Origin of the sequence: Arthrobacter sp. StoSoilB20 (assembly GCF_019977295.1) — a bacterium.
In the GTDB taxonomy this organism is placed as follows: domain Bacteria; phylum Actinomycetota; class Actinomycetes; order Actinomycetales; family Micrococcaceae; genus Arthrobacter; species Arthrobacter nicotinovorans_A.
Window position 1 is genome coordinate 4,152,871 of sequence record NZ_AP024651.1, and the last position, 25,964, is coordinate 4,178,834.

Sequence of the window (25,964 nt, forward strand, 5' to 3'; positions counted from 1 at the left end):
ACTGTAGCGCCCTAGCCTTGGAGCCCCGCCAGGCCCTGGAGCACCCGCAGTTGGTGGTCAAAAAGTTCGTCCCGCGCCTTGAAAGTATCCGGGCCGTACTGCCCAAAAACCTCGAAGCTGACAGCCCCGAACACGGACGTCCACACCAGTACACCGCGCGCCAAAGCTGCGTCCGGGGCCTCGAGGTGCATCTCCTCACGGATGGCTGCCAGATCCGCTGCCAGCTTTTCGGGAATCACGACGGCGGGACTCACCTCTGCGTTCAGCGCACCTGCACGGTAGGCGGCGTCAAAGATACCGACGAGGCGAACGATAACTCGAGTACCAGGAATCGTGGTGCGTTCACCGGGCGCTTGGTACCCGGGAACGGGGCTGCCGAAAAGCAGCGAATAGCTGGCAGGTTCACGGATGGCCCAGGCGCGGACAGCCTTGGCGAGCGCTGTGAACTGCCCGGCGAAGTCATCCCCGGACACAGCGTTCACTGCTGCGTCGACTTCATCACCCAGCTCGTTGTAGCCGTCAATCAGCAGGAGCGTGAGGAGTTCGTCGCGGTTGTCCACATAGCGATAGACGGCAGAGGATACGACGCCGAGATCCCTCGCCACAGCGCGCAGGGACAGGGCTGCCGCACCATGGACAGCCAGGTGTTCCCGGCCGAGCCGGATGATGTCGGCGATGGTCTGGCGGCGGGCACGCTCGCGGGGAGTGGGCGGCTTTGCCTTCGTCATGGCTGCGGCGGGTTCGGCTGGAGTCATGTCCCCAGCTTGCCACAATGGAGAGCGGTGTCAACAAATGAGAGCACTGCTCTTGACAGACGTTAATGCGCAGTCCATTCTGATTGAGAGAGCAGTGCTCTCACATTCAAATCCCTGCAGACCCGAAAGAAGGACCACCATGTACGTCGTCACAGGAGCAGGACCCGTTGGCTACAGTGTTGCGGAGCGATTGGCAGGGCAAGGTCACCAGGTTCGTGTTTTAACGCGATCCGGCAGCGGCCCGGAGCATCCCTTAGTTGAACGGATCCGTGCGGACGTCTCAGATCCATCCCAGCTCGGATCTGCCCTGCAGGGTGCCATCGCCGTCTTCCACTGCATCCACGGATCCGCCTACCGGACAGCGGCATGGGCCGCCGAACTCCCACAAGCAGAGCAGGTGGTGATGGATGCAGCGGCGGCCGCGGCCGCCGTCGTCGTATTCCCCGAAAGCCTGTACTCGTACAGCGAGCCGGACAAGGTCATGGCTGAATCGAGCCCGCGGGAAGCTTCCGGCGGAAAGCGCGGCATCCGGGTCCAGCTGCTGAAAGCACGGGAGCTGCACGCTGCCAATACCGTGAGCGTCATAGCCGGGGACTTTTTTGGGCCGCGGGTAAAAATGGCCCACGCCGGGGAACGGATGGTCCCTTTGGTTCTGGCAGGCAAAGCAATCCAGGTCATCGGAAGCGCAGACCAGCCGCACTCCTTCACGTATGTGCCGGACCTCGCCGCGGCCATGATCGCTGCGGCGCAGAAGCCCGAGCTGTGGAACAGCGTGCTGCACGCACCGACCGGCCAGCCGATGACCCAGCGCGAAGTGGCTGCAGCCTACGCCGACGCCGCGGGGGTTTCCGTCCTGAAAGTGAGTGCAGTACCCGGTTGGGTACTGCGGGCTGCCGGCGTCTTCTCCACCGACATGCGTGAGCTGGCGGAGATGCTCTACCAGTTCGAGCGTCCCTTTGTGATGGATTCCTCCGAAAGCAAGCGGATGCTTGGGCTCGAACCCACTCCCCTTACCGAAGCAGCAGCGGCCACCGTGGCGTGGTGGCGGAGCGCCGGGCGGCAGGCCATGTAGCCGCAGCCCGAGGGGCGGCAGGGCACGCAGCCAATGTCTGAAAATGTTCGAATCATGGATTTCAGACTTGAGGGCTGAAACCCTTGAGGGAGTGCGCAGGGGACGTATCCGGAACGTCCCGCAAAGCACCAAAACCACCCCCACGGGACACTCAATGAGGAGATCTTCCATGTCCACATTTGCCATCAATCGTCGTCAATTGCTGCAGACCGGGGGCATCGGCGGGCTCGCCGCAGCATTGTCGGCAATGTCCTCCGGCGCAGCGCAGGCCGCACCCCGGAACCAGGCCGCAGGCGGTCCCGTGATCACCAACCTGGGACCCGCCGTCGTGCAGTTTTCCTTGATGAGTTCATTGCTGGTGGGCGATACCGTCTACATCGGGTCCCGCAACCTCAGCCCTGCTCGGGTGATCGGTTTCCACCTTCCCACCGGCAAAGTCACATCCCGCACTGACCTTGGATCCGGCTACAGCATCCAAGCGCTGGCCGCCGACTCCACGGGTCGCTACCTCTACGCCGGCGTGCTGCGCGACGGTGTGGATGGGAAACCGAATATCTACCGCTGGGACCTGAGCACGCCCAGCTCTCCGGCAGTGGGTGTTGGTGAAACCGGGGACCGGGACATCAGGGCCCTGGCCGTTGCTCCAGACGGCAAGGTCTATGCAGCAGGTGGCGGTGAGACCTCCAAGGCTCCTTCTCTCTGGGAATACGATCCCGGAACGAACGCCACCACCAGCTGGGGCGTGCCGGATCCAGGGGCAACCATTGCGCAGGCCGTGGCCGCCTCTGACAGCCACGTGTACTTTGGCACCGGCAGCACCTTGGGTGGTGGCAACGGTTCCAGCCCGGCTCGCCTGTTTGCGTTTGACCGAACAACCAAAGCGTCCACCAACATCCTCCCGGCCGAAGTCTCCACCGGCGTATCCGTTACCTCGCTCAGCGTCCTGAATGGCCAGCTCGGAGTGGGCGTCAAGGGCCCAGGGAAATCCGTACTCATCAATCTGGCAGACCACTCCAAATACGCGATCATCGCCAAGACCGGGGTGATGTTCCGGCAGTTGGGCAACGACGTTTTCTTCGTGAAGGAGCCGGGCGTCTGGTCCTACAACATGGTCAGCAAAAAGATCACCCAAATCCTCACGGAGGATGTTGGGGCCATGTGGGGCTTGGACGTCTACGGCAACAAGGCGCTCACTGTCTCTTCCTACGATGTCATTGAAGTCGATCCTGTGGCGAAGACCGCCGTCAAGCGTGACCTCACACAGGCTGGAGCTCCGGGCGGTCCGCAACTCTGCATGGGCCTCGCCGCGGGTGCGGGGGACGTGTATGTGGGTGGCACCGGAACCATTGCGCGTCACCAGCTGGCTGCGAACCAGGTTTCCTACCTTCGGGCGACGGGCGAAGCCAAGGATGCCGTGATCGTGGGCGGAATCCTCTACACCGGCCAGTACAACTCCCGGGGCATCTACTCCTACGATCCCTCTACCGGGCAACTCCCCTACCAGGTGGCCGCGCTCCCGCCGGGACAAAACCGTCCCCTGGATGTCTGCTGGGACGCCGTGAACGGGCTGGTCATTGCCGGGGCGCAGAACGATACCGGCGGTGGCGGGTGCTTCGCTGCTTACAACCCCGTGACCACGCAGGTCACCGCCAAGGTCAACCCCATCGATAGTCTGCAGATGGTCCGGGCGGTGGCCACGAAGGATGGCGTGGCGTACCTCGGAGGGGACAACATCTACGCCACCGGCCCGCGAAGCACGGTTGTTGCCTGGGATCCCGTAGCCAACCAGGAGTTGTGGCGCGTGGATCCGGGACAGCCGCAGGGCATCGCAGCAATGGCCATCCACGGCAAGTTCCTCTACGGCATGTCCCGCAAGGCCTCCGGCCTGTTCGTCATTGACCTGGATACCCGCCAAGTGGTTCACCGGGGCGACCTGAGCAGCGTCTGCACCGACTTCGGCGCCCTCCAGGTCAGCCGCGGAATCGTGTACGGCGTCTCCGACACCACCGTGTTCCGCATCGATCCGATCACATTCGCGGTGTCCGTTGTGGTGGCCGGCATCAACGGCGGCTGGTACAGCGGCCCCCACATCACCGCCGACGAGAACGGCTTGCTCTACACCCTGCAAGGATCCGACCTCGTCAGGATCGACGATCAGCAGGCAATGCAGACCATGCGGCGCTAAGCCGCACTAGCCCATGTAAGTAGCAGCAGATGCCGTTTAGAGCCCTGCAAACGGCATCTGCTGCTATCCAGCCGGGCTGGCAGTGAAAAGTCGCGCAAGCACCGAACATGCAGCACCCCTGGCCAGCGCTACGGGATCCGCTATGGGGGTATCAAAAATTGGAGGCGGAGTATTCGCGTGGTCGTATTGGCGCACGAACGCGGCCTTGGTCTGCTCGGCAAACGTCCCCAGATCGGCTTCGGGCGCGAAGCCGACCACCACCTGCCCCGGGCCCAGGACCTTGGCCATGTTCGCCATTCCAATGCCCAGGTGCCATGCCGCGTCGGCAATCAGTGCGGAGTCGCCGTCAGGGTCTATCCCCCGGTCCTGGCCGCTCCGCTGCAGTTCACGTTGCATGCCCCAGAGGCTGCCTCGGGTTTCGAAACAGTCCTCCGCGCCGCAGTGGCAGGGTCTGGCCGGCTCGGGACCGGTGATCGCCCGCGAATGAGCGAAACCCCCTGCAGAACCGTTGAAGCCACGCTGGATACGGCCTTCAACCACGACGGCGGCGCCAAGGCTGGTGCCGACGCTGAAGATGAGCATCTCGCGGCCTGCAAAGACGCCGTCGAAAAGCAGCCCGCGCGTGTAGGCGTTGACGTAACTGTCGATGACGACGGGGTGGGCTGCGACTTCTTCGAGGAGCTCTTGGAAGGCTATATCAGCCCAACTCATGGCCCCGCTGTGCCGCACCAGGCCACTCGCTTGGTCCACAACGCCGGAGATGGCCACCCCCACACCAATAAGCTTGGGCTCCCTGCCGCCTGCAGCATCGCTCACTGCCCGCGCCGCGGCTGCCGCGGCTTCTGCAGGTTCAGTGGATGCCAACGGCTCGCTGTGCGTGGCCACCACTTCACCGCGCAAATCGACGACGACGGCGTGCGCTTCCGTAGCAGACAACCGCACGCCCGCGGCGAAAACGCCCTCGCGGCCAAGTTCGAGCAGGCGCGCTGGCCTGCCGCCCGTACTGGGCGCGATCTCGGTCTCAACCAGCAGGCCCGAGTTGATGAGCTTGCCCGTTATTCCGGTGACGCTGGCAGCGCTCAGGCCGGTCTGCACCGTGATGGTGGCCCGGGAGACGGGCGATTTGGTCCGCACGACGTCGAGCACCAGGGCCTCGTTGATCTCACGGATCAGGGCCTTGCTGCCTGCACGTGGCTTCATTGCTGGTGGCTCCTGTTGTTGCGCGGCAAAGGATCCCACCCATTCTGGCATCCGTAGCGCTATTGCTTTCACACTCTCCATCATACTTACTTTAGTCATTGACAAAAGATACTGAAACTGGCAATCTCAACCCATGAACATCAACAACGGCGTTGCATCGACACCACCGCCACCCACCGCCGCCGGACTGAGGATTCTCCTGAGCATCCCGGACGTGGAACGGGCGGCCTTCATCTCCCCGGAAACCCACGCTGCACTGAACCAGCTGGGCGAGGTTACCGCCATCGCACCGGCCCAGCTCCAGTCATTGGACGCTTTCGCCGCCGCGGCAGCAGGGACAGACATCTTCATCACAGCCTGGGGCTTCCCCCGCCTCGATGCCGAACACTTGGCAGCGGCGCCGAACCTCAAATGCGTCGTCCACGCCGCGTCATCGCTGCACGCCCTTGTCAGCGACGCATTTTGGGCCGCCGGCATCCCCATCTCCCAAGCGGGAGCAGCCATGGCCCCGGCCGTCGCGGAGCTCTCGCTCACCTTCACTCTGAGCCTGCTGCGCCGCGTGCACCAGCTCGATCACAGCCTCCGCAACGGCACCAACTGGGACGATGCCCGCGCAGTACCCAGGGCCCGTGAAATCTCCGGCGCCCGCATCGGCGTAGTCGGCGCCTCACGGACGGGCCGCCGCTATATCGACGCCTGCCGGGCACTCGGCGCAGAGGTACGCGTCTATGATCCGTACCTCCATGAAGGGGATCCCCTTGCAGCCAGCTCCGCCACCTTGCATGGCCTCATGGCAAACAGCGATGTCGTCGCCATCCACGCCCCCGCCACCAATGAAACCGGGGGGCTGATCGGTGCTGCCGAACTCGCCCTGCTTCCGGATGGGGCAGCGTTAGTGAACACGGCCCGCTCCACCATCGTGGACATGGAAGCCCTCTATAAAGAGGTGCGTTCGGGCCGGATAGACGCTGCGTTGGATGTCTTCGACGCCGAGCCCCTTCCCGCAGATGACCCATGGCGCACCCTGCCGAACGTGCTCCTTACTCCCCACCTCGGCGGAGCCACCATCGACTCCAGACGCAGGGCGGGCGGCATTGTGGTTGACGAACTACGCCGCTTCATCAGCGACCAACCCATGGAACACGCCCTGACCCGAACCGACCTCGAACGGATGGGCTGACCGTGCAGAACATTCTCTTGATCCACTGCCACGACCTCGGCCGTTTCCTGGGTACGTACGGCGTGGAAACCGTCTCCACGCCAAACCTGGACGCGTTGGCCGATGAGTCAGCACTCTTCGAACAAGCCTTCGCGACGGCTCCGCACTGCAGCCCCGCCCGGGCCTCGCTGTTCACCGGTACGTATCCCCAGAGCAACGGCGTCCTCGGGCTGACACACGAGCCCTTCGGTTGGGACCTCAAAGAGCCGAAAGACCACATCGCCTCCAGGCTGAAGTCTGTCGGCTACCAAACCGAGCTCGTCGGCGTGCACCACGAATCGCGCGTCCTTGACGACGACGTGGTGGCCGGCAGGCTCGGTTTCGACCACGCCCGTACGGGAGGTGCGCGGGACGTCGTCGTAGATCGCGCCACCGACGCCCTGCGTCGGATGTCCGGCAGCGAGCGGCCCTTCTACCTGCAGGTGGGCTTCACCGAGCCGCACCGGGTGCCCTCCGCAAGGGACCGCCCAGGAGTGATGGGGTTCCTTGCCGATGGCGTGGAACCGGACGTCTCCTTGGGGCATTCCGTTCCGGCCCATTTGGTGGACGACGACGGTGCCCGCGAGGAAATCGCCGAACTCCAAGGCGCAGTCAAACACATGGATGAAGGCGTCGGCAGCATCCTGGCGGAACTCGATTCGCTGGGCCTCCGCGACCAGACGCTGGTGCTGTTCACCACCGACCACGGGCTTGCGCTGCCACGCGCCAAATGCACCCTGTACGACGCCGGACTCGGCGTTGCGCTGATGCTTCGCCATCCCGGCAACCCGGCGTGGTCCGGGAGGCGCGTGTCGGACATCGTCAGTCACGTCGATGTCCTGCCCACCCTGTTGGACCTGGCAGGACTGCCAACTCCGGACGGCCTCGCCGGGACCACCCTGCGGCCGGCGGTCGAAGCAGGGGAGGCACCACGCAACCACTGCTTCAGCCAGTTGAGCTACCACACCTACTACGACCCCAAGCGATCAGTGCGCACATCCACGCACAAGCTGATCGTCAATTTCTCCAACGCACCCCGTGCCATGGATCCCACGCAATCCTGGGTCCATCGCAGCCTGCCGGCAGATCTCGGCGGGCCAACCATCGGTACCAGCACGGCGATGGAGCTCTACGACCTCACAACAGACCCTGGGGAACTGGAAAACATCGCCGCCCATCCGGAGCAGTCGGAGATCCTCCGCGATCTCTCTGCTGCCCTCTTCGACTGGATGTTCGAATGCGGAGATCCCCTCCTCACCGCCCCCGTTGCAGCCAGCCGCCACCAGATCGCGCTCACCGCGATCCAAGAAGCCACCCTCACCCGAAAGTAGCCACCATGTTTACACGTAAGTTGGGCCGCGCCACTTTGGCCACTGCCGCCGTCGTCACCGCCGCTTTGACCCTCACCGCCTGCGGTTCCGCAGGCTCCTCAACGTCCGACGGCGGCCAAGCCAGCGGCAAAGTGACGCTCTGGATGTACCCCGTCATCAAAGACGAGACAGCCAGCAAGAAGTTCTGGCAGGACACGGAAGCCAGCTTCGAGAAGGCCAATCCCGGGATTGACCTGACCATTGAGCTCCAGACGTTCGACAAGCGGGACGCCCAGATCTCAGCGGCTCTGGCAGCTGGCTCCGGCCCCGACGTCGTACTCATTACGCCGGACCAAGCCGCCACCTACCGCAACGTTCGTGGACTGCTGCCCGTGGACAAAGCAGTTGAGAAGGACAAAGACAGCTTCTACCCCGGCACATTGGAGGCAGCGACATTCGACAAAGAGGTGTTCGGAGTTCCGCTGTTCCAGAACATCAACACCACGGCGTACAACACCAAGATCTTCGCGGACGCCGGGATTCCACTGCCCAAGACCTGGGACGACCTCCGCAGTGCCGCGCCGGTACTGGCGAAGAAGGGCATTGCCGTGATGGACTACGCCGGCAGCCCCGAGCAAACGTTGAACCTGTCCTTCTATCCCCTGCTGTGGCAGGCAGGCGGGACAGTATTCACCGATGATGCCAAGGACGTTGCTTTCGACTCGGAGTCCGGAGTCTCGGCGCTGCAGTTGCTGGTGGACCTCAAGAAGCTTGGTGGACTGCCAGCGGATGCAGCCACCGATGGCCCCAAAGTTGAAGGTGCCCCGATTGCCGCTGGCAAAGCAGCGATGCGTGCCACCACTTCCCTGCCTGAGCTGAAACAGATGCGCGCCGCGCTCGGTGCCGAAAATGTTGCCCTCGGAGCTCCCTTGCAGGGCAAGGTCCAGGCAACCTACGGCAATCCCGGATTGCTGGCACTGACTTCCATCAACAAGAAGGAAAACCGCGACGCTGCCTACACGGTGATGAGCTACCTGAGCTCGGCTGAGTCCCAGAAGGCCCTCAACGCCGCTGCCGGCAACCTGCCTACGCGCAGCGATGCCGCGGCCCTTGGCACGGACGCCGACTCGCTTGCCATGGCAGAAGCTTTGAAGTCCGCCAACCCCGGCGAACCCTCCCCCGCTGCCCGGCAGGTGATGGGCGCCCTCGCGCCGAACATCCAGGCGGCCCTTCGTGGCGATGTCACCGCCAAGGAAGCCCTGGACCGTGCCGCTAAAGAGGCTCGCGGCATCCTGCAGCGCTCGGCATCCTGAGTCCAGCCCAACCACTGATTGGTCACCCCATGTCTGTAAACACCCGCACCAGAAGCACACTGGCCGGTCGACATCCCGAGTTGACGGCACCCCCGCTCAAGCCCTTTGGAGCCAAGACGGCCCGTAACCGTGAGGCCATTGCCGGGATCCTCTTCGTGCTCCCCACCTTGGTCATTTTCGGCCTCTTCAAGTTCCTCCCTATCTTTGGGGCGGGCGCCATGAGCCTGACCGAGTACAGCCTCAACGGCGACTTCGAATTCCTGGGGGCGGATAACTACACACGGCTTGCCGCTGATCCAAACTTCTGGCAAAGCCTCAAGGTGACGTTCCTGTACGTGGCCATCTTCGTGCCGTTCATCATCGGAGTCTCCTTGGCCGGGGCGGTCCTCTTGGACAAACTGGTCCGATTCACCGGGACTTTCCGGGCGTTGCTGTTCATTCCGTACCTCAGCTCATTCGTCATGGCCGGCATCATCTGGACGTGGATCTTCTCCACGGACGGTCCCCTGAATGCAGCCTTGGGCGGCCTGGGCATGGGCCCCGTGCCCTTCACCTCCGGACCCCAACTGCTGGTCCTTCTGTCCCTGGCCGTGGTGTCCGTCTGGAAAGGATTCGGCTACTCCATGCTGATTTTCCTGGCCGGACTCAAAGCCCAACCCGCAGAGGTACACGAGGCTGCCCGTATTGACGGTGCCGGCGCCTGGAAATCGTTCTGGTACGTCACGCTGCCGCTGCTGAAGCCCGTGGTGTTTTTCGTCCTCGTCATCGAAACCATCGTCGGCTTCCAGGTCTTCGACACCATCTACGTCATGACCGGCGGCGGACCCGCCCGGGCCAGCCACAGCCTCATCTACTTCCTGTTCGACGAAGGCTTCAAGTTCTTCGACTTCGGCTACGCCTCAGCCATCGGCGTGGTGCTGTTCGTCATCGTGCTCATCCTCTCGCTCATCCAGCAGCGCTTCTTCGAAGGTAAGGAATCCAAGTGACTGCCACAGTTCCCAGCCCCTCAATAGGCGGGCGTACTCCGGGCCACTCCACCGGCGCTAATCCCCGCCGCAGCACCGAAAAACGCCGCCAGCGCACCCTCACTTGGGTATTGGCAGTGATCTCACTCTTCACCGTGGCGCCACTGATCGCCGTTGCCGTGCTGGCGCTCTCCCCGGAGGAAGCCCCCACACTGCCCTACGCGTTACCGCCGTCGTTGACGTTGGACAACATTGTCCGCATCTTCAACGTAGGCGAATTCCCGCTCTGGCTTTGGAACTCTTTCTTGTACTCAGCAGTGTCAGTGGTGGTGGTCCTGCTGACCGCTGCCATGGCCGCTTACGCCTTGGCCCGTAAGAGGTTCCCGGGACGGAACGCGCTGCTGTGGGCCATTATCGCCACCATGATGGTGCCCGTTCAGGCCACCCTGATTCCCACGTTCATCCTCATCTCCAAGATGGGCGGCGTGAACACCCTGTGGGGCCTGATCCTGCCCACCTTGGCCAACGCCCAGGCGATCTTCCTCATCCGCCAGTTCGTCAGGGACATGCCCGAGGAGCTCTTCGACGCAGCCCGCATTGACGGCGCCGGTGAGTGGCGTACTTTCTGGCAGATCGTTCTTCCGCTGATCCGTCCGGTCCTGGCAACGCTGGCGATCTTCGTCTTCCTGTGGCACTGGAACGACCTCCTCTGGCCACTGGTGGTGGGTCAATCCGACACTGCCCGGACGCTTACCGTGGGCTTGGCAACCTTGAACACCGAGACGGCCTCCACGTCCAACGTCATGGCTGCAACACTGGTCAGTTTCATCCCGTGCCTGGTGATTTTCGCCCTCCTGCAGAAGCACATCGTCGCCAGCATCACGCACAGCGGGGTCAAGGGATGACCGCTATTGCGCCCATCCGCTTCGGACTCATCGGTGTGGACTCCCCGCACGCGCCTTCGTTTACCCGCCTCTTCGGCAACGGTTCCGACGGCGTTGTCCCCGGCGGCACGGTGACGCACGCCTGGAAGGGGGAACCGGCGTCGGACTTTCCGTTGAGCCGCGACCGGATCGACGACTTCGCGGACGAGGTGAGCGGGTTGGGCGTCACCATGTGCGATTCGCCGGAAGCCGTGGCCGAGGCCTGCGATGCCCTGCTGATCGTGTCCTCCGATGCAAGGACGCACCCACGCTATTTTGAGCGCGTGGTGCGGTTCGGCAAGCCGATTTACGTGGACACCCGGTTCGCTCCTACCCTTGCTGAGGCCCGCACCATGCTCGCCCAGGCGCAGGCTTCCGGAACTTTGGTCCTGGCCGGCTCTCCCAAGCGGTTCACGCCTGAGTTCCAGGAGGCCCTTTCCCGCGGGACCGGGCAATCCGTATCTTTGGAAGGTCCCCTCCCCACCCAGCCCGGCCACCCGGGCCTTTCCTGGTACGGCGTGCATCTGGTGGACCTCGCAGTGGCCGCCCTGGGGGCCGGACCGGAGACGGTAACGGTCGACGCCGTTAGGCCGGGGTCACCGGCCAGCGCCACCAGCGTGACGGTCCGCTGGGGAGACGGCCGCGTGGTCTCGTTGACGGGCGAAGCGGAATGGAGCGCCTTTACGTCAGGACGCATCGACACCGATCGCGGCTGTTCCGAGTTCTCCATCGAGGCGGGTCCGCCCATGCTGGTGGGCCTTCTTGACGGGATCGTGAGTTCCATCCGGACCGGGACACCGAATGTGCCGTTGCGGGAGATCCTCAGCATCGTGGCAATCGTGGAAGCCGCCAATAAGAGCCTGGAAGCCGGCACGCCCGTCAGCCTCTCACCCAACTGAGCAACAGCTATCTTTTACTAGCCAAAGGAAGCCCATGGCAGAAGTCATCATTGTCCGCGACCCCATCGAGGCCGGAAGCGTCGCTGCATCCATCTTTATGCAGCAAATCATCGCAAACCCCGCCACCGTCCTGGGCCTGGCAACAGGTTCCACCCCGCTGACAACCTATTCGGCCTTGGCCAAGGAAGTGCGGGAGCACAGCATTGATGTGTCCCGCGTGGGTGGCTTCGCCTTGGACGAGTACCTCGGCGTCCCGCCTGAGCACCCGGAAAGCTACCGTTCGGTGATTGCCCGCGAGGTTGTGGAACCGCTGGGGCTTACTCCGGAGCAGGTGTTCACTCCGCGGGGAACGGGCCCCGACATCGCCCGCGCCGGAGCCGAGTACGAAGCCATGATCACGGACGCCGGGGGCATCGACATCCAAATCCTGGGCATCGGTTCCAACGGCCACGTGGGATTCAACGAGCCCGGGTCCTCCCTCGCATCAATCACGCGTATCAAGGCACTGGCCGAACAGACGCGCAGGGACAACGCGCGGTTCTTTGGTTCCTTGGAAGAAGTCCCAACCCATTGCATTACCCAAGGGCTTGGGACCATCCTCCGGGCAAGGCAGTTGGTGCTGTTGGCGTTCGGTTCCTCTAAGGCAAAGGCTGTTGCCGCTGCGTTGGAAGGCCCAGTGTCCTCGGCAGTTCCGGGCTCCGTCATTCAGCAGCATCCGCGGGCGACGGTGATCATCGACGAGGACGCCGCCGCCCGGCTGGCGCACTCGGAGTACTACCGGCACGCATGGCAATCGGCACAAGATCTGCGTGCAGTAGATTTCTAGGTGGGGGCAATCCATCGTCCCGCAGACTCAAGGGGGCATTACGTGGACCAATCCGTCCGTTCATCACCGTGGAAAGCGTTCTGGGATAAGGGTGGTTGGTGGCGGGCCATCCTGCTGGCCGTTCTCTATATGGCGATTTACCTTGGTGCCGGCCTGGTGATTGGTCCCATTGCGGGAGACCAGGTGGTAGCCGAGGACCTCTTCCGCACGCCCGAGAGCGTCTTTGTCGGCCTGACGTTGTCGCTGATTATTGGCAGCGCGGCACTGGCAGCATTCGTGTATTCGGTGAAGTGGTTTAAACCGCTGTTCGCTCCCCAGCCGATCAAGGGTAGCTGGTGGATGTGGGTTGCGCCGTTCTTCCTGGTGGCTGCCATTGCGCTGCGCTTTCTGGGCATCAACTACAGCAGCTATCAGGCATCCGTGGTGGTCATCATGCTGCTCACGGGTTTGCTGATCGGTTTTGCCGAGGAAATCCTTACCCGCGGCATCGTGGTGAAAATGCTGCGCGACTCCGGGAAGCCGGAGTGGGTAGTCATGGTGCTGTCTTCCTTGGTCTTTGCGTTGCTTCATTCCGCGAACGTCTTGTCAGGCATGCCGATCGTCACCGTCTTGGTGACCGTGCTGTTTACGTTCGGCTTCGGCATTTGCATGTACTTGACTCTCCGGGTCACCGGCAACCTGATCTGGCCCATGATCCTGCATGCCCTCTACGACCCCACGCTCTTCCTGTCAACTGGCGGCATCGACCAGGCCGCCGCGGGTCCGCAGAGCCCGCTATTACAGTTGGCAGGCCCGGCCAACATGATCTACATGCTGATCGCCGTAGTCGCGTTGATTTTCGTTCGCGGACGGGTGCAGCGTGAACCCCTCGCCGTTCCGGTCCTGCGCTAGCCCAGGCGACACAGCAGAAAACTGAAGCGTTCGACGGCGGGTGCCGCACCCGCCGTCGAACGCTCCAGTTAAGTGCAGCGGCAGTTTACTGCGGCTTCAGGATTGACCGATATCGATGCCCGTAACCGGCGCCCCGGCACGCTCGTACGCCAGCGCTACCGCCCCGTTGGGAAAGCCCTGCGGCGGCTGAACCAACCGGAAAGCCGCGGGTACCCCGGCTCCGTCGGCCCACAAGCGCTTGCCTGTGCCGAAGGTGAGCGGGTAAAGGTACAAATTGAGCCGGTCCACCAGGTCCGCGTCGAGGAGTGACCGTACCAGTTCGCCGCTGCCGATCACGTGGATATCGTTGAAGCGCTCCTTCAGGGCAGCGAGCTGATCAAGGTTTCCCAACGTCGTCGTTCCGTCCCACTGAGGGTCGGTCAAGGTCTTGGAAACCACGAATTTGGGCAGGCCGTTCAGTGTCCGGGCAATGTGGTCGTCCTGGTTGGGCCAGTATGCGGCGAAGATGTCGTACGTCCGCCGACCCAGCAGAAGGGCGTCCATCCGGTTAATCCCATCGACGATCGCGGCACCGGCTTCCTCATCTGAGTAGGCGGCCTGCCATCCGCCGTGCTCGAAGCCGCCCGAGCGGTCCTCGTCCGGGCCGCCCGGGGCCTGGTACACGCCGTCGAGGGTGATGAAGAGGTCAACGGACAGAATTCCCATGGTGTTCTCCTGTTAAGGGTTGGGGTCTGGTCTTGCCGGTGTGCAGTGCGCTTCCGCGGACATCCTAGTCCTGGCACAGAGCCGGCGGGAGGGTCGCGCGGTGAAGGCAATGCGACTAATTTACAAGCGTCTCCTGGGAGGCGCTCGGCTGTTCCTCGTCAGGATCTGCCCATTCGAGGGCAGCGACAAGGTGGCTTTCGTTGGGCAGGGCTTGCTGTTCGGAGGCCGGGAGCTTGTCGTATGTATAGGCGGCCACTGCCATGGGTGAGGTGACGTGCCCCCACGGCAATTGTGCAACAACTTGTTGCACAATTGGGTCCGGCCATGCGTCGGCAAAGGCCCGCATATAAAAGAGGTTCCGTCAAGACAGACCCTTCATATCCGGGAACTCTGCACGGAGGTCCTCGGCCAGGCGCCCCATGACGCCGCTCCCCCATTGCTCGATCTGCTGACGCTCCAACACAGTCTTCCCGATCGACCAATACAACTCGATCAGCTGTGTGTTGACGGTTCGACGGGCGGTCTGACGCGCATCGCGCACGCGTTTCTTGAGCGCATCCAAGAGATCTTTGTAATCTGCGGGTAAAGCCAGGGCACGCGAATCAGTCATGCCTCAAACTATTGACCGCCACTGACATTTCTCAGAGCAGACCCCTACTCCGCGTCCTCCCCCGTCACCGTGGACTCCCGGATGATCAGCTTCGGGGCCAGGCTTACGCGGCGCAGTGCAGGCTGCACGGCGGAACCCGTCTTTGCCGCAAGACGTTCCATGCACATGGCGACGGCGGCATGTCCAACGTCGCGCTTGGGCGGGGCGATGGAGGTCAGGGGTACAGGGGCGAGGTCCGCAACTTCGTCGTCATAGGCCACAATCGCCAGGTCCTCGGGAACATCGACGCCGGACTCCTCAGCCAGGTTGATGAGCGTGATGGCCTCTTCGTCCGGCAGCACCAGGGCCGCATGGGTATCGGTGCGCCGGCAGTCCTTCAGGAACTTGGCAAACTCCTTCTGGTTGTTGCCTGCCCCCACCACTGAACGGACATATTCCATGACGGGTGCATCTGTTTCGAGGCCAAGCTTGGCCACCATGCGCTCGTGGCTTTCGCGGAGCCAGGGTGCCGTGGAGCTGCTCGCTATGGCCAGCCCTATCCTGCGGTGGCCCAATGATGCCAGGTGCTCGATGGCAAGTTCGGCCCCGTAGCTGTGATCGGACATCACGGACTCGAACACCCGGCTTGACCGTTCCACCAGTACCACGGGAATCCGCAGTCCGGACAGCAATTCGAACGTCGGAGACCCGGGTTCCAAGGGTCCGGCGGTGGCCAACAGTATGCCGTCCACCGAGTTTGCCACCATGCGCTGGAGTTGCCGGTGCTCATCCTCGGTGGAGTAGTTGCTGACCCCCAGGATGAGCCGCGCGTTCAGTTCCCTGGCTGCAGCTTCTGCGCCCCGGATAATTTCGGGAAAGTAGTACCCGGCGGTGGGAACGATGAGGCCAAGGGTTGCCAGTGGCTGGCGGGATCTCCGGCTGACTGTTTCGCCCGGCCGTTCGGCCACCATCCGCACCGCTCCCCCATGGACCCTCCTCAGCAGGCCCTGGGCCGCGAGCTGTGTGAGGTCCCGGCGGATGGTCATGGTGGACTGGCCGCTCTTTTCGGCAAACCCGTTCACGGTCAGTGTCCCGCGCAACTCCAGCTCGCGGAGTATTTTCTCGTGGCGTTCCCCGCTGAGCATGCCAATCCTCTTCCGGAATCCAAATGGTCAAACAAGCATAAATGAACGCTGTGAGGCCCGCTCTGCGCGTTAAATACTCGCCAGAGAGCGCAAAGCGGGCCCCGCAACGCCAGCCACTACCGTCGGGGGTAGTCGTCGATCCGAACAACGTTCCGGCCACGCATCGTGTAGAGGTAGCCGTCTTCGTCGTTGGTGATGTGCGAGCCGCTGTACCAGCCGCCGTCGATATCGGCCACAACCGTGGCGAGCTCGAAGGTCTTGGGATCAAAGCGGAAAACGTCCGTGTCCGAGACACCATAAACAGCACCACGGTTGGTGACCAAGGCCGCGAATCCGGTGCAGACCGAACTGATGTCGGCCTGGTGCACCACCACGCGCCGTGGCAGGTCGATGACGAACATGCGCCCGGTCCGGACGATCCCGTACAAGTACCGTCCCTGCACAGCCAAGGCAGAAACGCCTGCGCCGAGGCCCGGATCGAGGCGCCACAGTTCCTTGCCCGTCACAGGGTTCATCGCCACAACAGTGCCGGGCCCCTCGGTACCGGGCCGTCCGCCGCCAAGGTAGGCAACGCCGTCGCGCGCTGTTACTGCACGAACCAGCTGCACCTTGTCCACGGGGTTGAGGAAGAATCCGGACTTGCCCGTGGCGGGATCGTAGGTCCAGAGCGAGCCACCGCCCTCGGTGTCAGCCTGGGCGCACACCAGGACGAGCTTGTTGACCTCGTCCCAATGGACGTCCAGGGGACGGTTCTGTTCGGAGGAGAACTTGGCCACCTGGCTGATGGGCTTGCCGCTGCGCGGATCGTAGCTCCAGATGCCCTGGGAGCTGTACTGGCCGGTGTAAAGCACGTTGTCCACCACCACGGCGTCCTTCGCTTCGCCCGGAACCGTCATGTTGGTGACCTGCCCGTCCTTCAGCGACCGACGCGAGATGACGCCATTGCCGCCCACATACACCAGGCCACCCCCGGCTGCCAGCCCCATGGCTTCCTGGGCATCCGACGGCGCTCCGGCCTCGCCGAGGTCCGTGGTCTTGTACGTCCCGGAAACGGGGTCGATTTCCGCCACGAAACCGAAAGCGGAGGTGACCAGCAGCTTGCCGTCCAAGGCATCAACGCCCCAGATTTCGCCCAGGAACGGCCCTTGGTATGGCACAGCTGCAACCTTGTTGCCGGACAGTGAGTACGCCAGGAGACCGGCCTCGTTGGCGAAGTAGACCTTGTCCCCGATCGCGGCGAAGTTCTTGGCGGTCTTGCCTTCGGATGCGGCCGCGGCGTAGGAGGTCGGGTTGGCGATGCTGACGGCGGCGATCTTGGAAGTGGACGTGGAAGCAGCCGAGCCCACCAGGACTTTGTCGCCAACAATTGCCAGGTCCCGGATGCTGGGATCTGCCACCATCTCTGCAGGCGTGACGTTGGTGAAGGTCTTGGCAGCGCGGTTGTAAGCGTAGAGGCATGCCCTGCTGGCGCTGCCGCCGCCGCCCAAAGTGCTGCCTGCGCCGAAGAAGATGGTGGAGTCCGTGGCCGCAACCGCACGGGCCAGGGTAGCGCCGGCATCGGGAACACCAAGGTTGGAAACCGTTCCCGTGGCGGGGTCGTATTCCCACAACGCCGGCGCCGTCCCGCTGCCGCCGCCCACAGCGTAGAGGCGGCCGTTGGGGGCTACGCTCAGGTCTCGGACGTCGCGGTCCCCGATCCGCCCAATGGGCTTGGCTTTCACACCCGGGTTGGAAAGGTCCCAGCGGAACAGGTTCGGCTTGGGCCCGGTGGTGTTCTGCAGGACGCCGGCGTACAGGTACCGGCCCGAGGCGTCGGCGGCCAGGGTTTGGATGGCGTAGCCGTTCTCCAACTCGGTCACCCCGGTGACCTTGCCACTGGGAACATGGAACGCCACAATGCGCACGGGATCCAGGTTCCGCGAGCCGATGAACAGCGTGTCGCCTACCAGCAGCCCGCTCATCAGGGAGAACTGGACGACGCCGGGGCCAAGGTCCAGCACTTCGGTCGCCTTGGTTTTGGACGCGGGAAGAGTGGACGCCGACGCCGACTGGCCGGCTGCCAGCCCGATGGCCGCCGCGAGCGAAGCCGCGCCGCCAACTTGAAGGACTGCCCGCCTGCTGATGTTCGATTTCTCCATTGGAATCCCTGTTCTTCGGTGGTGACTTTTCAGTAGTCGCTGATTCGGGTGTCCAGAATTCATAGCAGCGCCGAACGACCAGCGTCCAGCATTTTTGTTCGTTCAAACACAATTGGCATCGGTGATGCATCGCCGGAATGCGGTTCAAAGACGCAGGCTTCCTTGCTGAATGTTTGAATTTGTTTGAAACGTTGAAGATGTTCGAACTTGCCGATTACATGGATTCATCGCATGTGGCCCCAACCACATGTCCCCTCTCTTCGCATCGCAAGTCTTCAAAGGAGAACACCATGAAGCGTCGTCACCTATTCGCGGGGGTGGCCGGCCTGGCGGCCAGCACCTTGCTGCTCGCAGCCTGCGGGACCGGCCCCAGCACCTCCGCTGCTCCTACGCCCACGGAAGACCCCTCAGGGTCCATTACTTTCTGGTCCTCACTGGCCGGGATGGACAAAGTGGCTGAAGCGTTCAACGCCAGCCAGGACAAGATCAAGGTCAGCTTCGAAACCATCCCCAACGGCGCCAACGGTGGTTACGCCAAGCTCTCCACCGCCATCACGGCAGGCAACGGCCCGGACGTCGCCACCATCGAATACCCCCAGTTGCCGCAGTTCGTCAGCAACAGCCAGGTCATTCCGCTCGATGGCCTGATCAACAAGTCCGAAACTGTGGACAAGCTCACGGACGAGACAAAGGCATTGGTCCAGTTCGGCGGGAAGACCTATGCCCTTCCGTACGACGCCGCCCCGATGCTCATGTGGTACCGCAAAGACATGCTGGCGAAAGCCGGCGTCGAGGTCCCTAAGACCTGGGACGAATTTGAAGAGGCAGGCAAGAAGCTCAAGGCCGTAGCGCCTGACTCCTACCTGGCCAGCTTCAACCCCAACGAGGTAGCGGCGAGCGCAGGTCTGGCCTGGCAGGCAGGGGCCAAGTGGTTCGGCACCGAAGGCGACAGCTGGAAAGTTGGAGTCAACGACGAAGCAACACAGAAGGTTGCCAACTACTGGCAGAAGCTGATTGACCAGAAGATCGTCAAAGTCACCCAGGCCTACAGCGACGAGTGGAGCCTGGACCTCGCCAACAGCACTGTGGTTGGCGTAGTTGGCGCGAACTGGAGTGCCACCGGCATCCAGAAGCGCACCGAGGCCAGCGGCCAGAAGGGCCAGTGGATCGCTGCCGAGCTGCCCAACTGGGGCAACGAATCCGGCGCTTTCTACGGCGGTTCCAGCTTCAACGTGACCAAGAGCAGCAAGAACCCCGCCGCTGCCGCCAAGTTCGTCGAGTTCCTCACCACCAACCAGCAGGCCATCAAGGCCCGCGGCAACACCGGCTCCGCGTTCCTGGCCTTCCCGGGCCTGACGCCCGTGGCCCAGCAGGCCTACGACGCCAGCTACTTCGGCAACGACATCTACGAGGTCTTCACCAAGGCGTACGGCACCATCACCCCGGGCTGGCAGTGGGGACCCAACTGGGACATCACCAACACAGCCCTTAAGGATGCCTACGGCAAGCTCACCACCGGCGGCACCATCCTTGGCTCCGTCGATACCGCCCAGGACGCCACAGTGGCCAGCCTGAAGCAGGCCGGCCTGTCGGTCAAAGAGTAGTTCCGTCAAAGAGTAATTCGTCAGGAACAGCCGCTCACCGAGTAGTCCCACAGGCAGGGGGCCTCTGACAGGAGGCCCCCTCCCAAGCTAGGAGAATCCCATGGCCACCCAGGCCCTCACCACCACAGTGCGCCGCCGCGGCCGTGCACTGGCGGGAACCGGCGGACGGACTGCCGCGCTGTTCCTGGTCCCCTTCTTCGCGGTCTTCGCGATCGCCATGATCGCACCAGTGATCTACTCCCTGGTGCTGAGTTTCCACTCGCAGCAGAAGTCCGGCTTGGGCTTCGGGGAAGCCAAGACCGTGTTCGTAGGGCTTGAGAACTATGTGCAGGTCTTCCAATCCGAAACCTTCATGGAGGGCATCGGCCGCCTCGGCCTTTACTGCCTGATCTACATTCCCTGCATGGTGGGCGGTGCAGTGGTCTTCGCACTCCTGCTGGATGCGACAGTGGCCAAGGCACGCAAGCTCTTCCAGCTCCTGGTGTTCCTTCCGCACGCAGTTCCGGGCGTCATTGCTGCCCTGATCTGGGCCTACCTTTACACCCCCGGCATCAGCCCACTGGTCCAGGCACTCCAGGGTGGCGGTATCCAGGTCAACTTCCTGGACGCCCACCTGGTGCTCCCATCCATCGTGAACATCGGAGTATGGGAATGGACGGGCTACAACGTCATCATCCTGTTCACTGCACTCCAGGCCGTGCCCCGGGAAATCCTGGAAGCGGCACGGGTGGACGGCGCCGGTGAGATCCGGGCCGCGGTGAGCATCAAGTTCCCCCTGATCCTGCCGGCCCTGAGCGTCATCATGCTCTTCACCATCATCGGCACCCTGCAGCTGTTTACCGAGCCAAACATCATCTCCAAGGCCACGGCCTCGGTCACCAGTACCTGGGTTCCCAACCTGTGGGCCTATGACGCAGCGTTCATCCGCCACAACCTCAACCAGGCCGCGGCGGCCTCCATCATCATTGCCGGGCTGGCCGCAATCCTGTCCCTGGCCGTCACCCGCCTTAGCTCCAGGATGAACAAATCATGAGCACCTCAACACTTTCCCGAAACACCGCAGCATCCAAGCAAGGTCCACGGTCCCGCCGCACGGGATACCGTTCCGGCCGCGGCAGCAACGGCACTTCCAACCGCAGCGGAGGGTTTGCCAGCAAGCTCACCGTCAACGGGCTCCTGATCATTGGCTCGGCCTACATGGTGGTCCCTGTCCTGTGGTTGGTGTTCGCCTCCACCAAGAATGCAGCGGACCTCTACGGCACCAGCGCCTACGCGTTGGGTAATTTCTCCCTGTTCGAGAACATCGCCAACGTGGCAAACCAGGACGGCGGGCTCTTCTTCCGCTGGCTGGGAAACTCCGTGATGTACGCCGGCGTTGGCGCGGTCCTCGGCAGCCTCATTTCAGTCATGGCCGGATACGCGTTCGACAAATTCCAGTTCCGTTGGAAGGACTCGCTCTTCGGCTTCGTCCTGGTGGGCGTCCTGATCCCCAACACCGCAACCGTGCTGCCCATGTACCTCCTGGCCTCCCTGGTGGGTATGACCAACACCATCTGGGCCATCCTCATCCCGGTACTGTGCAACCCGTTCGGCGTCTACCTGGCCCGGGTCTACTCCTCCAGCTACGTGCCGGCAGAAACCCTCGAGGCCGCACGGATGGACGGCGCCGGGCCAGTCCGGTCCTTCTTCTCCCTGGGCCTCCCCATGATGATGCCCGGCTACATCACCATCGCGCTCTTCCAGTTCGTGGGCGTGTGGAACAACTTCATGCTCCCCCTGGTGATGCTCCAGGACCAGCAACTCCTCCCCGTCAGCGTGGGCATCTCCATCTGGCAGGGCTACTCCGTACCGCAGCCCGAATTCACGCCCATGGTCATCACGGGCTCGCTGCTTTCCATCCTTCCGTTGCTGGTGGCCTTCATCATGCTCCAGCGCTTCTGGAAGTCAGGCCTGACCGCAGGGAGCGTCAAGTGACCAGCACCAAACCAAACGTCGCGCTCGCCATGGGTCCCGGCGTCGTATCCCGGGTCTTTCCCAGCCGCCGCCTCGAGACCCTCTCCCCCGGCTTGCGGCTGCTTAGCCCTGATCCCATGGAAGATTTCACATCCGCACGTTCGTTGGAACTCCTGGCAGAGACGGACATCCTCATCACAGGGTGGAGCTGCCCCAGACTGGATGCCGCGGCCCTGGCCGCAGCTCCGCGCCTGACCCATGTCCTCCACGCCGGAGGCACCGTCAAACACCATGTGGGCGACGAATGCTGGGAAAGGGGCATCGAAATCAGCACCGCCGCTGATGCCAACTCCATCCCCGTGGCCGAGTACACGGTGGCCATGATCCTGCTGGCCAACAAGCGCGTCCTCCAGATCGCCCGCAAGCTGCACTCGGAGAAAACCGGTATCGAGCCGGACCAGGTGTTCCCGGACATGGGCAACTTCGGCAAACGCGTGGGCATCATCGGGGCGTCCAGGATCGGCAAGCACGTCATCCGGCTCCTGAAGTCCTACGACGTCCACGTAGTAGTGGCAGATCCTTTCCTTGACGATGCCGCGGCAGCCTCCCTCGGCGTCGAACGCGTCACCTTGGAAGAGCTGGTGGGCAGTTGCGACGTCGTCAGCCTCCACGCGCCGTCGCTTCCGTCCACCCGCAACCTGATCCATCAAGGCCTGGTGTCCTGTTTCAAGCCCGGTGCCACCTTCATCAACACCGCGCGCGGCGAACTGGTGGACCAAGATGCGCTGCTTCGGCGCATCGAGCAAGGCGACCTTTACGCTGTCCTGGACGTCACCACTCCTTGGGTGCTCCCAGCGGACTCGGGCTTCTACACACACCCCAATGTGCTGCTGACACCGCATCTGGCCGGCTCGCTGGGGATGGAGCTGGAGCGGATGGCCGCCAGCACCATCGAGGAAGCCCACCGGGTGTCCCGCGGAGAACCGCTCCTGCACAGACTCCATGCGAAAGACCTCGCCTTTACGGCCTGAGCAGGCACGGCCTAGGCGGGCCCGGGCTGCCCTCACGCGTGAGCGGGCATGGCCTAGGCGGGCCCGGCCTACCCTCACGCCTGAGCGGGCACGGCCTAGGCGGGCGCGGCCTACCCTCACGCCTGGGCGGGCGCGGCCGTGCGCGGCCGTGCGCAACAACCACGACGGCGACAGAACGCCCAGCGGCTGGCATACTCAGTCCCATCGCTCCACCCATCCTTGGACAGACCCGGCTCCTCGGATCGACTCAACTGATTGGATCAGTCCACGTGATCTGATCAGCACAACAACTGGGGGCATGCGTGCCAGAGGACAAGCACCAATCACCGGCGGCAGTCCGTCCAGCGGGTGGATCGGCCCAGGGATTGAGCGCTGCCGAAGTTGCTGCGCGGGTGGCCGCGGGACAAACCAACGCCTTCGTCCAGGACACCAGCCGCAGCGTGTGGAGCATTGTCCGCGCCAACGTGCTCACCCTGTTCAACGGCATCATCCTGGCCTGCTTCATTGTCCTGTTTGCGATCGGCCGCTGGCAGGATGCCTTGTTCGGGTTCAGTGCCGTGGCCAACGCGGTGATCGGCAGCGTCCAGGAGTACCGGGCCAAGCGTGCCTTGGACCGCCTTGCCCTCCTGAACGCCCCGCACGCCAGGGTGATGCGCGACGGCTCCGAGGCCGAAATCGACCTGGACGACGTAGTGCTGGATGACACCCTGGTCCTCCGTGCCGGTGACCAAGTGCCCGCCGACGGACTGGTAGCCGGATCACGGGGCCTCCAAGTGGATGAATCCATGCTGACCGGCGAATCCGACCCCGTTGAAAAGGCCGACGACGACCGTGTCCTGTCAGGATCCGTGGTGGTGGCCGGTGAAGGAACAGCCGTGGTGGACCGGGTAGGCGCAGACTCCTTCGCGAACTCCCTGGCGGCGGAGGCCAAGCGCTTCTCCCTGGTGGCTTCAGAACTGCGGTCCTCGATCGACCGGGTCCTGAAATGGGTCACTTGGTTCGTGGGTCCGGTGGCGTTGCTGGTCCTGAATGCCCAGATGATTGCCCAGGGCGGGTGGGCCGAAGCTTCGGCGAGTGGAGCGTGGCGGGACGCTGCGACGGCGACCATTGCCGCCGTCGTCGCCATGGTTCCTTTGGGACTGGTACTGATGACCAGCATCACCTTCGCCGTCGGGGCGGTAAAGCTGGCCCGGCAACAGGTCCTCGTGCAGGAGCTTCCGGCGGTCGAGGGGCTGGCGCGCGTGGATATCATCTGCCTCGATAAGACCGGCACCCTCACCTAGGGCGACATCGTTTTCGACGCCGCCCATCCTTTGACGCACCGCCCGGGCTGGGAGGCTGTGCTCTCTTGGTACGGCGTGCAGAACGATGCCAATGCCACGGCCCGGAGCCTTGCCGGTCATTTCACCGAGCCTCCCGCAGAGCCGCCGGTAGACCGCGTGCCGTTTTCTTCGGCGCGTAAGTGGAGCGCGGTTGTTTTCGACGACGGAATGTGGATCCTGGGAGGGCCCGAAATGGTGTTCCCGGGGCACAATTCCACCGATCCTGTGCGGCAGCAGCTTGCCGCCCGGACCGTAGAGCTGGCTGCCACCGGCCGGCGCACACTGGTGCTGGCCCACGGCACGCCCACCGGTGACGAGACCGTACCATCAGACGCCGTCCCGGTTGCCCTACTGACGTTCAAGGAGAACATCCGCCCCGACGCCGCCGAAACGCTCACCTACTTCGCGGCGCAGGACGTGGACGTCCGGATCATTTCCGGTGACAACCCGCAGACCGTTGCCGCCATAGCCCGGGAAGTCGGGCTGGAGGCGCCCTATGGCTTCGATGCCCGGGAACTGCCCGACGACGACCAGGAACTGCTGGAGGTCATCAACAACCACGTGGTCTTTGGACGCGTCACCCCGGACCAGAAGAAGAGGATCGTGGTGGTTCTCAAGTCCGCCGGCCGCACAGTGGCCATGACCGGCGACGGCGTCAACGATGCCTTGGCCATCAAAGAAGCCGATATAGGTGTGGCGATGAACTCCGGGGCGGCAGCCACCAAGGCCGTGGCCCGGCTGGTGCTCCTGGACGGCAAGTTCTCCCACCTGCCCTCAGTGGTGGCCGAGGGCAGGCAGGTCATCGCCAACATCGAGCGCGTCTCCATGCTGTTCCTGACCAAGACCGCTTATGCCACTTTCCTGGCCATCGCCTTCGGCATCCTCCTGCTGCCATTCCCTTTCCTTCCGCGGCAACTGTCCGTCACTGACGGTTTGACCATCGGCATACCGGCGTTCTTCCTGGCCTTGCTGCCCAACGCCCAGCGCTACATCCCCGGCTTCCTGCGCCGCTCACTGACCTTTGCCGTCCCGGCGGGCTTGTCGGTGACACTGGGGCTCGCCTCCTATGCCCGCCTTGCGGCGAACCTGCAGATTCCGGAAGCGGAGATCAGGACCGGGTCCACGCTGATCCTGGCGATCATCGGCATCTGGATCCTGGTGGTGCTCTCGCGCCCGGTGACCCGCTTCAAGGGCATGGTCATCGGTGCGATGATGGTCGGCCTTGTCCTGGTGTACTCGGTGCCAATAGCCCGCGACTTCCTGCAGTTCACCGATCCAACCCTGCCCACGGCACTACTGGTCCTGGGAACGTCAGCGGCGTGCATCGCGCTGGTGGAGATCGTCCGGTTCGTTCATCGCCGCGTCGCCTACCGGGATGCCCAGGAGGCCCTGCACCAAACGGTCAATCAGCGCGCCTCGAAGTAGCTGCGACCACGTCCCACCCACAACGGCACCAGCACGGCGACCGAAGCGATGCCTTGGGAAATGACGGCCGACCAGTCTCCGTCCGCAGCAATCACCAGGTCCAGCACGGCAAAAACAAGCCCCAGCAGCATGACTGCGGTTGCACCACGCCGCGCCGCGTTGCTGCCGCGGGCCACCCCGGAGGCCAGTCCGATCACCAACAGCCCGAACAGGACCATGCCTGCTCCCAGCAAGGTGATGGGCAAAGCAATGCCGCCGGACTGGGCTTCGGGGGTATACCGCAGGAAAATCGTCAGTATCCCGAGCAGGATTTGGGCGATGCCACCGATATACATCAGCACCACCGAGAACGTCACCACTCCGGGTCGTTTACGGCTCTCGCCCGTCTTCATGAACTGAGCATAGACGAGGCCCCCACGCGGCAGGCAGCTCCCCGAGGGCAAGTGACACCCCTTGTCACAGAATTAACCACACATTCATGCACACCTTCGATCCAGTCAACCCAGGCTTCCTAG

22 protein-coding genes and 1 pseudogene are annotated in these 25,964 nt (G+C 63.3%); 15 read left to right on the forward strand and 8 right to left on the reverse strand.

The window, feature by feature from the left end; all coding sequences use genetic code 11:
* Positions 1–11: 11 nt before the first annotated feature.
* Entirely contained in the window at positions 12–755 is a 744-nt protein-coding gene (locus LDN85_RS18880) for a TetR/AcrR family transcriptional regulator (protein ID WP_223943815.1), read from the reverse strand.
* Between the two features lie 139 nt (positions 756–894).
* Here LDN85_RS18880 and LDN85_RS18885 point away from each other — a divergent pair, with 139 nt between their 5' ends.
* Together LDN85_RS18885 and LDN85_RS18890 are read left to right on the forward strand one after the other, a co-directional pair.
* On the forward strand, positions 895–1,827 hold the full coding sequence (locus tag LDN85_RS18885) for an NAD-dependent epimerase/dehydratase family protein (protein ID WP_223943816.1): 933 nt from the start codon (positions 895–897) through the stop codon (positions 1,825–1,827).
* A 169-nt stretch (positions 1,828–1,996) separates the two neighbouring features.
* Positions 1,997–4,012 (forward strand): WD40 repeat domain-containing protein, encoded by a 2,016-nt coding sequence (locus LDN85_RS18890; RefSeq protein WP_223943817.1) that lies wholly within the window; start codon positions 1,997–1,999, stop codon positions 4,010–4,012.
* Positions 4,013–4,075: 63 nt separating this feature from the next.
* Here LDN85_RS18890 and LDN85_RS18895 read toward each other — a convergent pair whose 3' ends face one another.
* Complete coding sequence (locus tag LDN85_RS18895) at positions 4,076–5,212, reverse strand: ROK family protein (protein ID WP_223943818.1); 1,137 nt, start codon at positions 5,210–5,212, stop codon at positions 4,076–4,078.
* A gap of 133 nt (positions 5,213–5,345) precedes the next feature.
* Between LDN85_RS18895 and LDN85_RS18900 the strand changes: the two genes are divergently transcribed.
* The 8 genes from LDN85_RS18900 to LDN85_RS18935 are packed head-to-tail and all read left to right on the forward strand — an operon-like array spanning position 5,346 to position 13,537.
* Positions 5,346–6,392: a hydroxyacid dehydrogenase gene (locus LDN85_RS18900; protein WP_223943819.1), complete on the forward strand. Its 1,047-nt coding sequence runs from the start codon at positions 5,346–5,348 to the stop codon at positions 6,390–6,392.
* 2 nt (positions 6,393–6,394) lie between these two features.
* Positions 6,395–7,741 carry a sulfatase gene (locus tag LDN85_RS18905; RefSeq protein ID WP_223943820.1) on the forward strand — a complete coding sequence of 449 codons (1,347 nt, stop codon included), beginning with the start codon at positions 6,395–6,397 and terminating at the stop codon, positions 7,739–7,741.
* A gap of 5 nt (positions 7,742–7,746) precedes the next feature.
* Positions 7,747–9,033: an extracellular solute-binding protein gene (locus tag LDN85_RS18910; protein ID WP_223943821.1), complete on the forward strand. Its 1,287-nt coding sequence runs from the start codon at positions 7,747–7,749 to the stop codon at positions 9,031–9,033.
* Positions 9,034–9,062: 29 nt separating this feature from the next.
* Complete coding sequence (locus LDN85_RS18915; RefSeq protein WP_223943822.1) at positions 9,063–10,019, forward strand: sugar ABC transporter permease; 957 nt, start codon at positions 9,063–9,065, stop codon at positions 10,017–10,019.
* Positions 10,016–10,903, forward strand: a complete 888-nt coding sequence (locus LDN85_RS18920) for a carbohydrate ABC transporter permease (protein ID WP_223943823.1) — start codon at positions 10,016–10,018, stop codon at positions 10,901–10,903. The genes LDN85_RS18915 and LDN85_RS18920 overlap by 4 nt, the downstream gene beginning before the upstream one ends.
* The gene (locus LDN85_RS18925) at positions 10,900–11,820 is read left to right on the forward strand and encodes a gfo/Idh/MocA family oxidoreductase (protein WP_223943824.1); all 921 of its coding nucleotides are present in this window, start codon (positions 10,900–10,902) and stop codon (positions 11,818–11,820) included. The genes LDN85_RS18920 and LDN85_RS18925 overlap by 4 nt, the downstream gene beginning before the upstream one ends.
* Positions 11,821–11,854: 34 nt before the next feature.
* Positions 11,855–12,646, forward strand: coding sequence for a glucosamine-6-phosphate deaminase (locus LDN85_RS18930; protein WP_223943825.1), 792 nt, complete (start codon positions 11,855–11,857; stop codon positions 12,644–12,646).
* Positions 12,647–12,688: 42 nt separating this feature from the next.
* A complete protein-coding gene (locus tag LDN85_RS18935; protein WP_223943826.1) occupies positions 12,689–13,537 on the forward strand; it encodes a CPBP family intramembrane glutamic endopeptidase in 849 nt (282 codons plus the stop codon).
* Between the two features lie 96 nt (positions 13,538–13,633).
* On the opposite strand, the gene LDN85_RS18940 is transcribed toward LDN85_RS18935, so the two are convergent.
* The 5 genes from LDN85_RS18940 to LDN85_RS18960 all read right to left on the reverse strand — a co-directional run bounded on the left by LDN85_RS18940 (position 13,634) and on the right by LDN85_RS18960 (position 18,114).
* Positions 13,634–14,242 carry a dihydrofolate reductase family protein gene (locus LDN85_RS18940; protein WP_026543408.1) on the reverse strand — a complete coding sequence of 203 codons (609 nt, stop codon included), beginning with the start codon at positions 14,240–14,242 and terminating at the stop codon, positions 13,634–13,636.
* Between the two features lie 115 nt (positions 14,243–14,357).
* A complete protein-coding gene (locus tag LDN85_RS18945) occupies positions 14,358–14,552 on the reverse strand; it encodes a hypothetical protein (protein ID WP_223943827.1) in 195 nt (64 codons plus the stop codon).
* Between the two features lie 51 nt (positions 14,553–14,603).
* Entirely contained in the window at positions 14,604–14,852 is a 249-nt protein-coding gene (locus LDN85_RS18950) for a DUF1016 N-terminal domain-containing protein (protein WP_026543406.1), read from the reverse strand.
* Positions 14,853–14,896: 44 nt separating this feature from the next.
* Positions 14,897–15,976 (reverse strand): substrate-binding domain-containing protein, encoded by a 1,080-nt coding sequence (locus LDN85_RS18955; protein WP_223943828.1) that lies wholly within the window; start codon positions 15,974–15,976, stop codon positions 14,897–14,899.
* Positions 15,977–16,092: 116 nt separating this feature from the next.
* Positions 16,093–18,114 carry a hypothetical protein gene (locus LDN85_RS18960; RefSeq protein WP_223943829.1) on the reverse strand — a complete coding sequence of 674 codons (2,022 nt, stop codon included), beginning with the start codon at positions 18,112–18,114 and terminating at the stop codon, positions 16,093–16,095.
* Positions 18,115–18,404: 290 nt separating this feature from the next.
* Between LDN85_RS18960 and LDN85_RS18965 the strand changes: the two genes are divergently transcribed.
* The 5 genes and pseudogenes from LDN85_RS18965 (at position 18,405) to LDN85_RS18985 (ending at position 25,449) form a co-directional block, all read left to right on the forward strand.
* On the forward strand, positions 18,405–19,718 hold the full coding sequence (locus LDN85_RS18965; RefSeq protein ID WP_223943830.1) for a sugar ABC transporter substrate-binding protein: 1,314 nt from the start codon (positions 18,405–18,407) through the stop codon (positions 19,716–19,718).
* Positions 19,719–19,818: 100 nt separating this feature from the next.
* Positions 19,819–20,751, forward strand: a complete 933-nt coding sequence (locus LDN85_RS18970) for a sugar ABC transporter permease (protein ID WP_026543402.1) — start codon at positions 19,819–19,821, stop codon at positions 20,749–20,751.
* A complete protein-coding gene (locus LDN85_RS18975) occupies positions 20,748–21,692 on the forward strand; it encodes a carbohydrate ABC transporter permease (RefSeq protein WP_223943831.1) in 945 nt (314 codons plus the stop codon). Before LDN85_RS18970 ends, LDN85_RS18975 begins: the two co-directional genes overlap by 4 nt.
* A complete protein-coding gene (locus LDN85_RS18980; RefSeq protein WP_223943832.1) occupies positions 21,689–22,702 on the forward strand; it encodes a hydroxyacid dehydrogenase in 1,014 nt (337 codons plus the stop codon). The genes LDN85_RS18975 and LDN85_RS18980 overlap by 4 nt, the downstream gene beginning before the upstream one ends.
* Before the next feature lie 302 nt (positions 22,703–23,004).
* A pseudogene (locus LDN85_RS18985) lies at positions 23,005–25,449 on the forward strand (HAD-IC family P-type ATPase).
* Here the strand turns inward: LDN85_RS18985 and LDN85_RS18990 are convergent.
* On the reverse strand, positions 25,431–25,841 hold the full coding sequence (locus LDN85_RS18990) for a hypothetical protein (RefSeq protein ID WP_223943833.1): 411 nt from the start codon (positions 25,839–25,841) through the stop codon (positions 25,431–25,433). The pseudogene LDN85_RS18985 and the gene LDN85_RS18990 sit on opposite strands and share 19 nt — an antisense overlap.
* Positions 25,842–25,964 lie beyond the last annotated feature (123 nt).

What these genes read in the sequence shown, in the direction of transcription:
- LDN85_RS18880 (WP_223943815.1), bottom strand. Translation starts at nt 755, where the DNA reads ATGACTCCAGCCGAACCCGCCGCAGCCATGACGAAGGCAAAGCCGCCC.
- LDN85_RS18885 (WP_223943816.1), top strand. Translation starts at nt 895, where the DNA reads ATGTACGTCGTCACAGGAGCAGGACCCGTTGGCTACAGTGTTGCGGAG.
- LDN85_RS18890 (WP_223943817.1), top strand. Translation starts at nt 1,997, where the DNA reads ATGTCCACATTTGCCATCAATCGTCGTCAATTGCTGCAGACCGGGGGC.
- LDN85_RS18895 (WP_223943818.1), bottom strand. Translation starts at nt 5,212, where the DNA reads ATGAAGCCACGTGCAGGCAGCAAGGCCCTGATCCGTGAGATCAACGAG.
- LDN85_RS18900 (WP_223943819.1), top strand. Translation starts at nt 5,346, where the DNA reads ATGAACATCAACAACGGCGTTGCATCGACACCACCGCCACCCACCGCC.
- LDN85_RS18910 (WP_223943821.1), top strand. Translation starts at nt 7,747, where the DNA reads ATGTTTACACGTAAGTTGGGCCGCGCCACTTTGGCCACTGCCGCCGTC.
- LDN85_RS18915 (WP_223943822.1), top strand. Translation starts at nt 9,063, where the DNA reads ATGTCTGTAAACACCCGCACCAGAAGCACACTGGCCGGTCGACATCCC.
- LDN85_RS18925 (WP_223943824.1), top strand. Translation starts at nt 10,900, where the DNA reads ATGACCGCTATTGCGCCCATCCGCTTCGGACTCATCGGTGTGGACTCC.
- LDN85_RS18930 (WP_223943825.1), top strand. Translation starts at nt 11,855, where the DNA reads ATGGCAGAAGTCATCATTGTCCGCGACCCCATCGAGGCCGGAAGCGTC.
- LDN85_RS18940 (WP_026543408.1), bottom strand. Translation starts at nt 14,242, where the DNA reads ATGGGAATTCTGTCCGTTGACCTCTTCATCACCCTCGACGGCGTGTAC.
- LDN85_RS18950 (WP_026543406.1), bottom strand. Translation starts at nt 14,852, where the DNA reads ATGACTGATTCGCGTGCCCTGGCTTTACCCGCAGATTACAAAGATCTC.
- LDN85_RS18955 (WP_223943828.1), bottom strand. Translation starts at nt 15,976, where the DNA reads ATGCTCAGCGGGGAACGCCACGAGAAAATACTCCGCGAGCTGGAGTTG.
- LDN85_RS18960 (WP_223943829.1), bottom strand. Translation starts at nt 18,114, where the DNA reads ATGGAGAAATCGAACATCAGCAGGCGGGCAGTCCTTCAAGTTGGCGGC.
- LDN85_RS18965 (WP_223943830.1), top strand. Translation starts at nt 18,405, where the DNA reads ATGAAGCGTCGTCACCTATTCGCGGGGGTGGCCGGCCTGGCGGCCAGC.
- LDN85_RS18970 (WP_026543402.1), top strand. Translation starts at nt 19,819, where the DNA reads ATGGCCACCCAGGCCCTCACCACCACAGTGCGCCGCCGCGGCCGTGCA.
- LDN85_RS18975 (WP_223943831.1), top strand. Translation starts at nt 20,748, where the DNA reads ATGAGCACCTCAACACTTTCCCGAAACACCGCAGCATCCAAGCAAGGT.
- LDN85_RS18990 (WP_223943833.1), bottom strand. Translation starts at nt 25,841, where the DNA reads ATGAAGACGGGCGAGAGCCGTAAACGACCCGGAGTGGTGACGTTCTCG.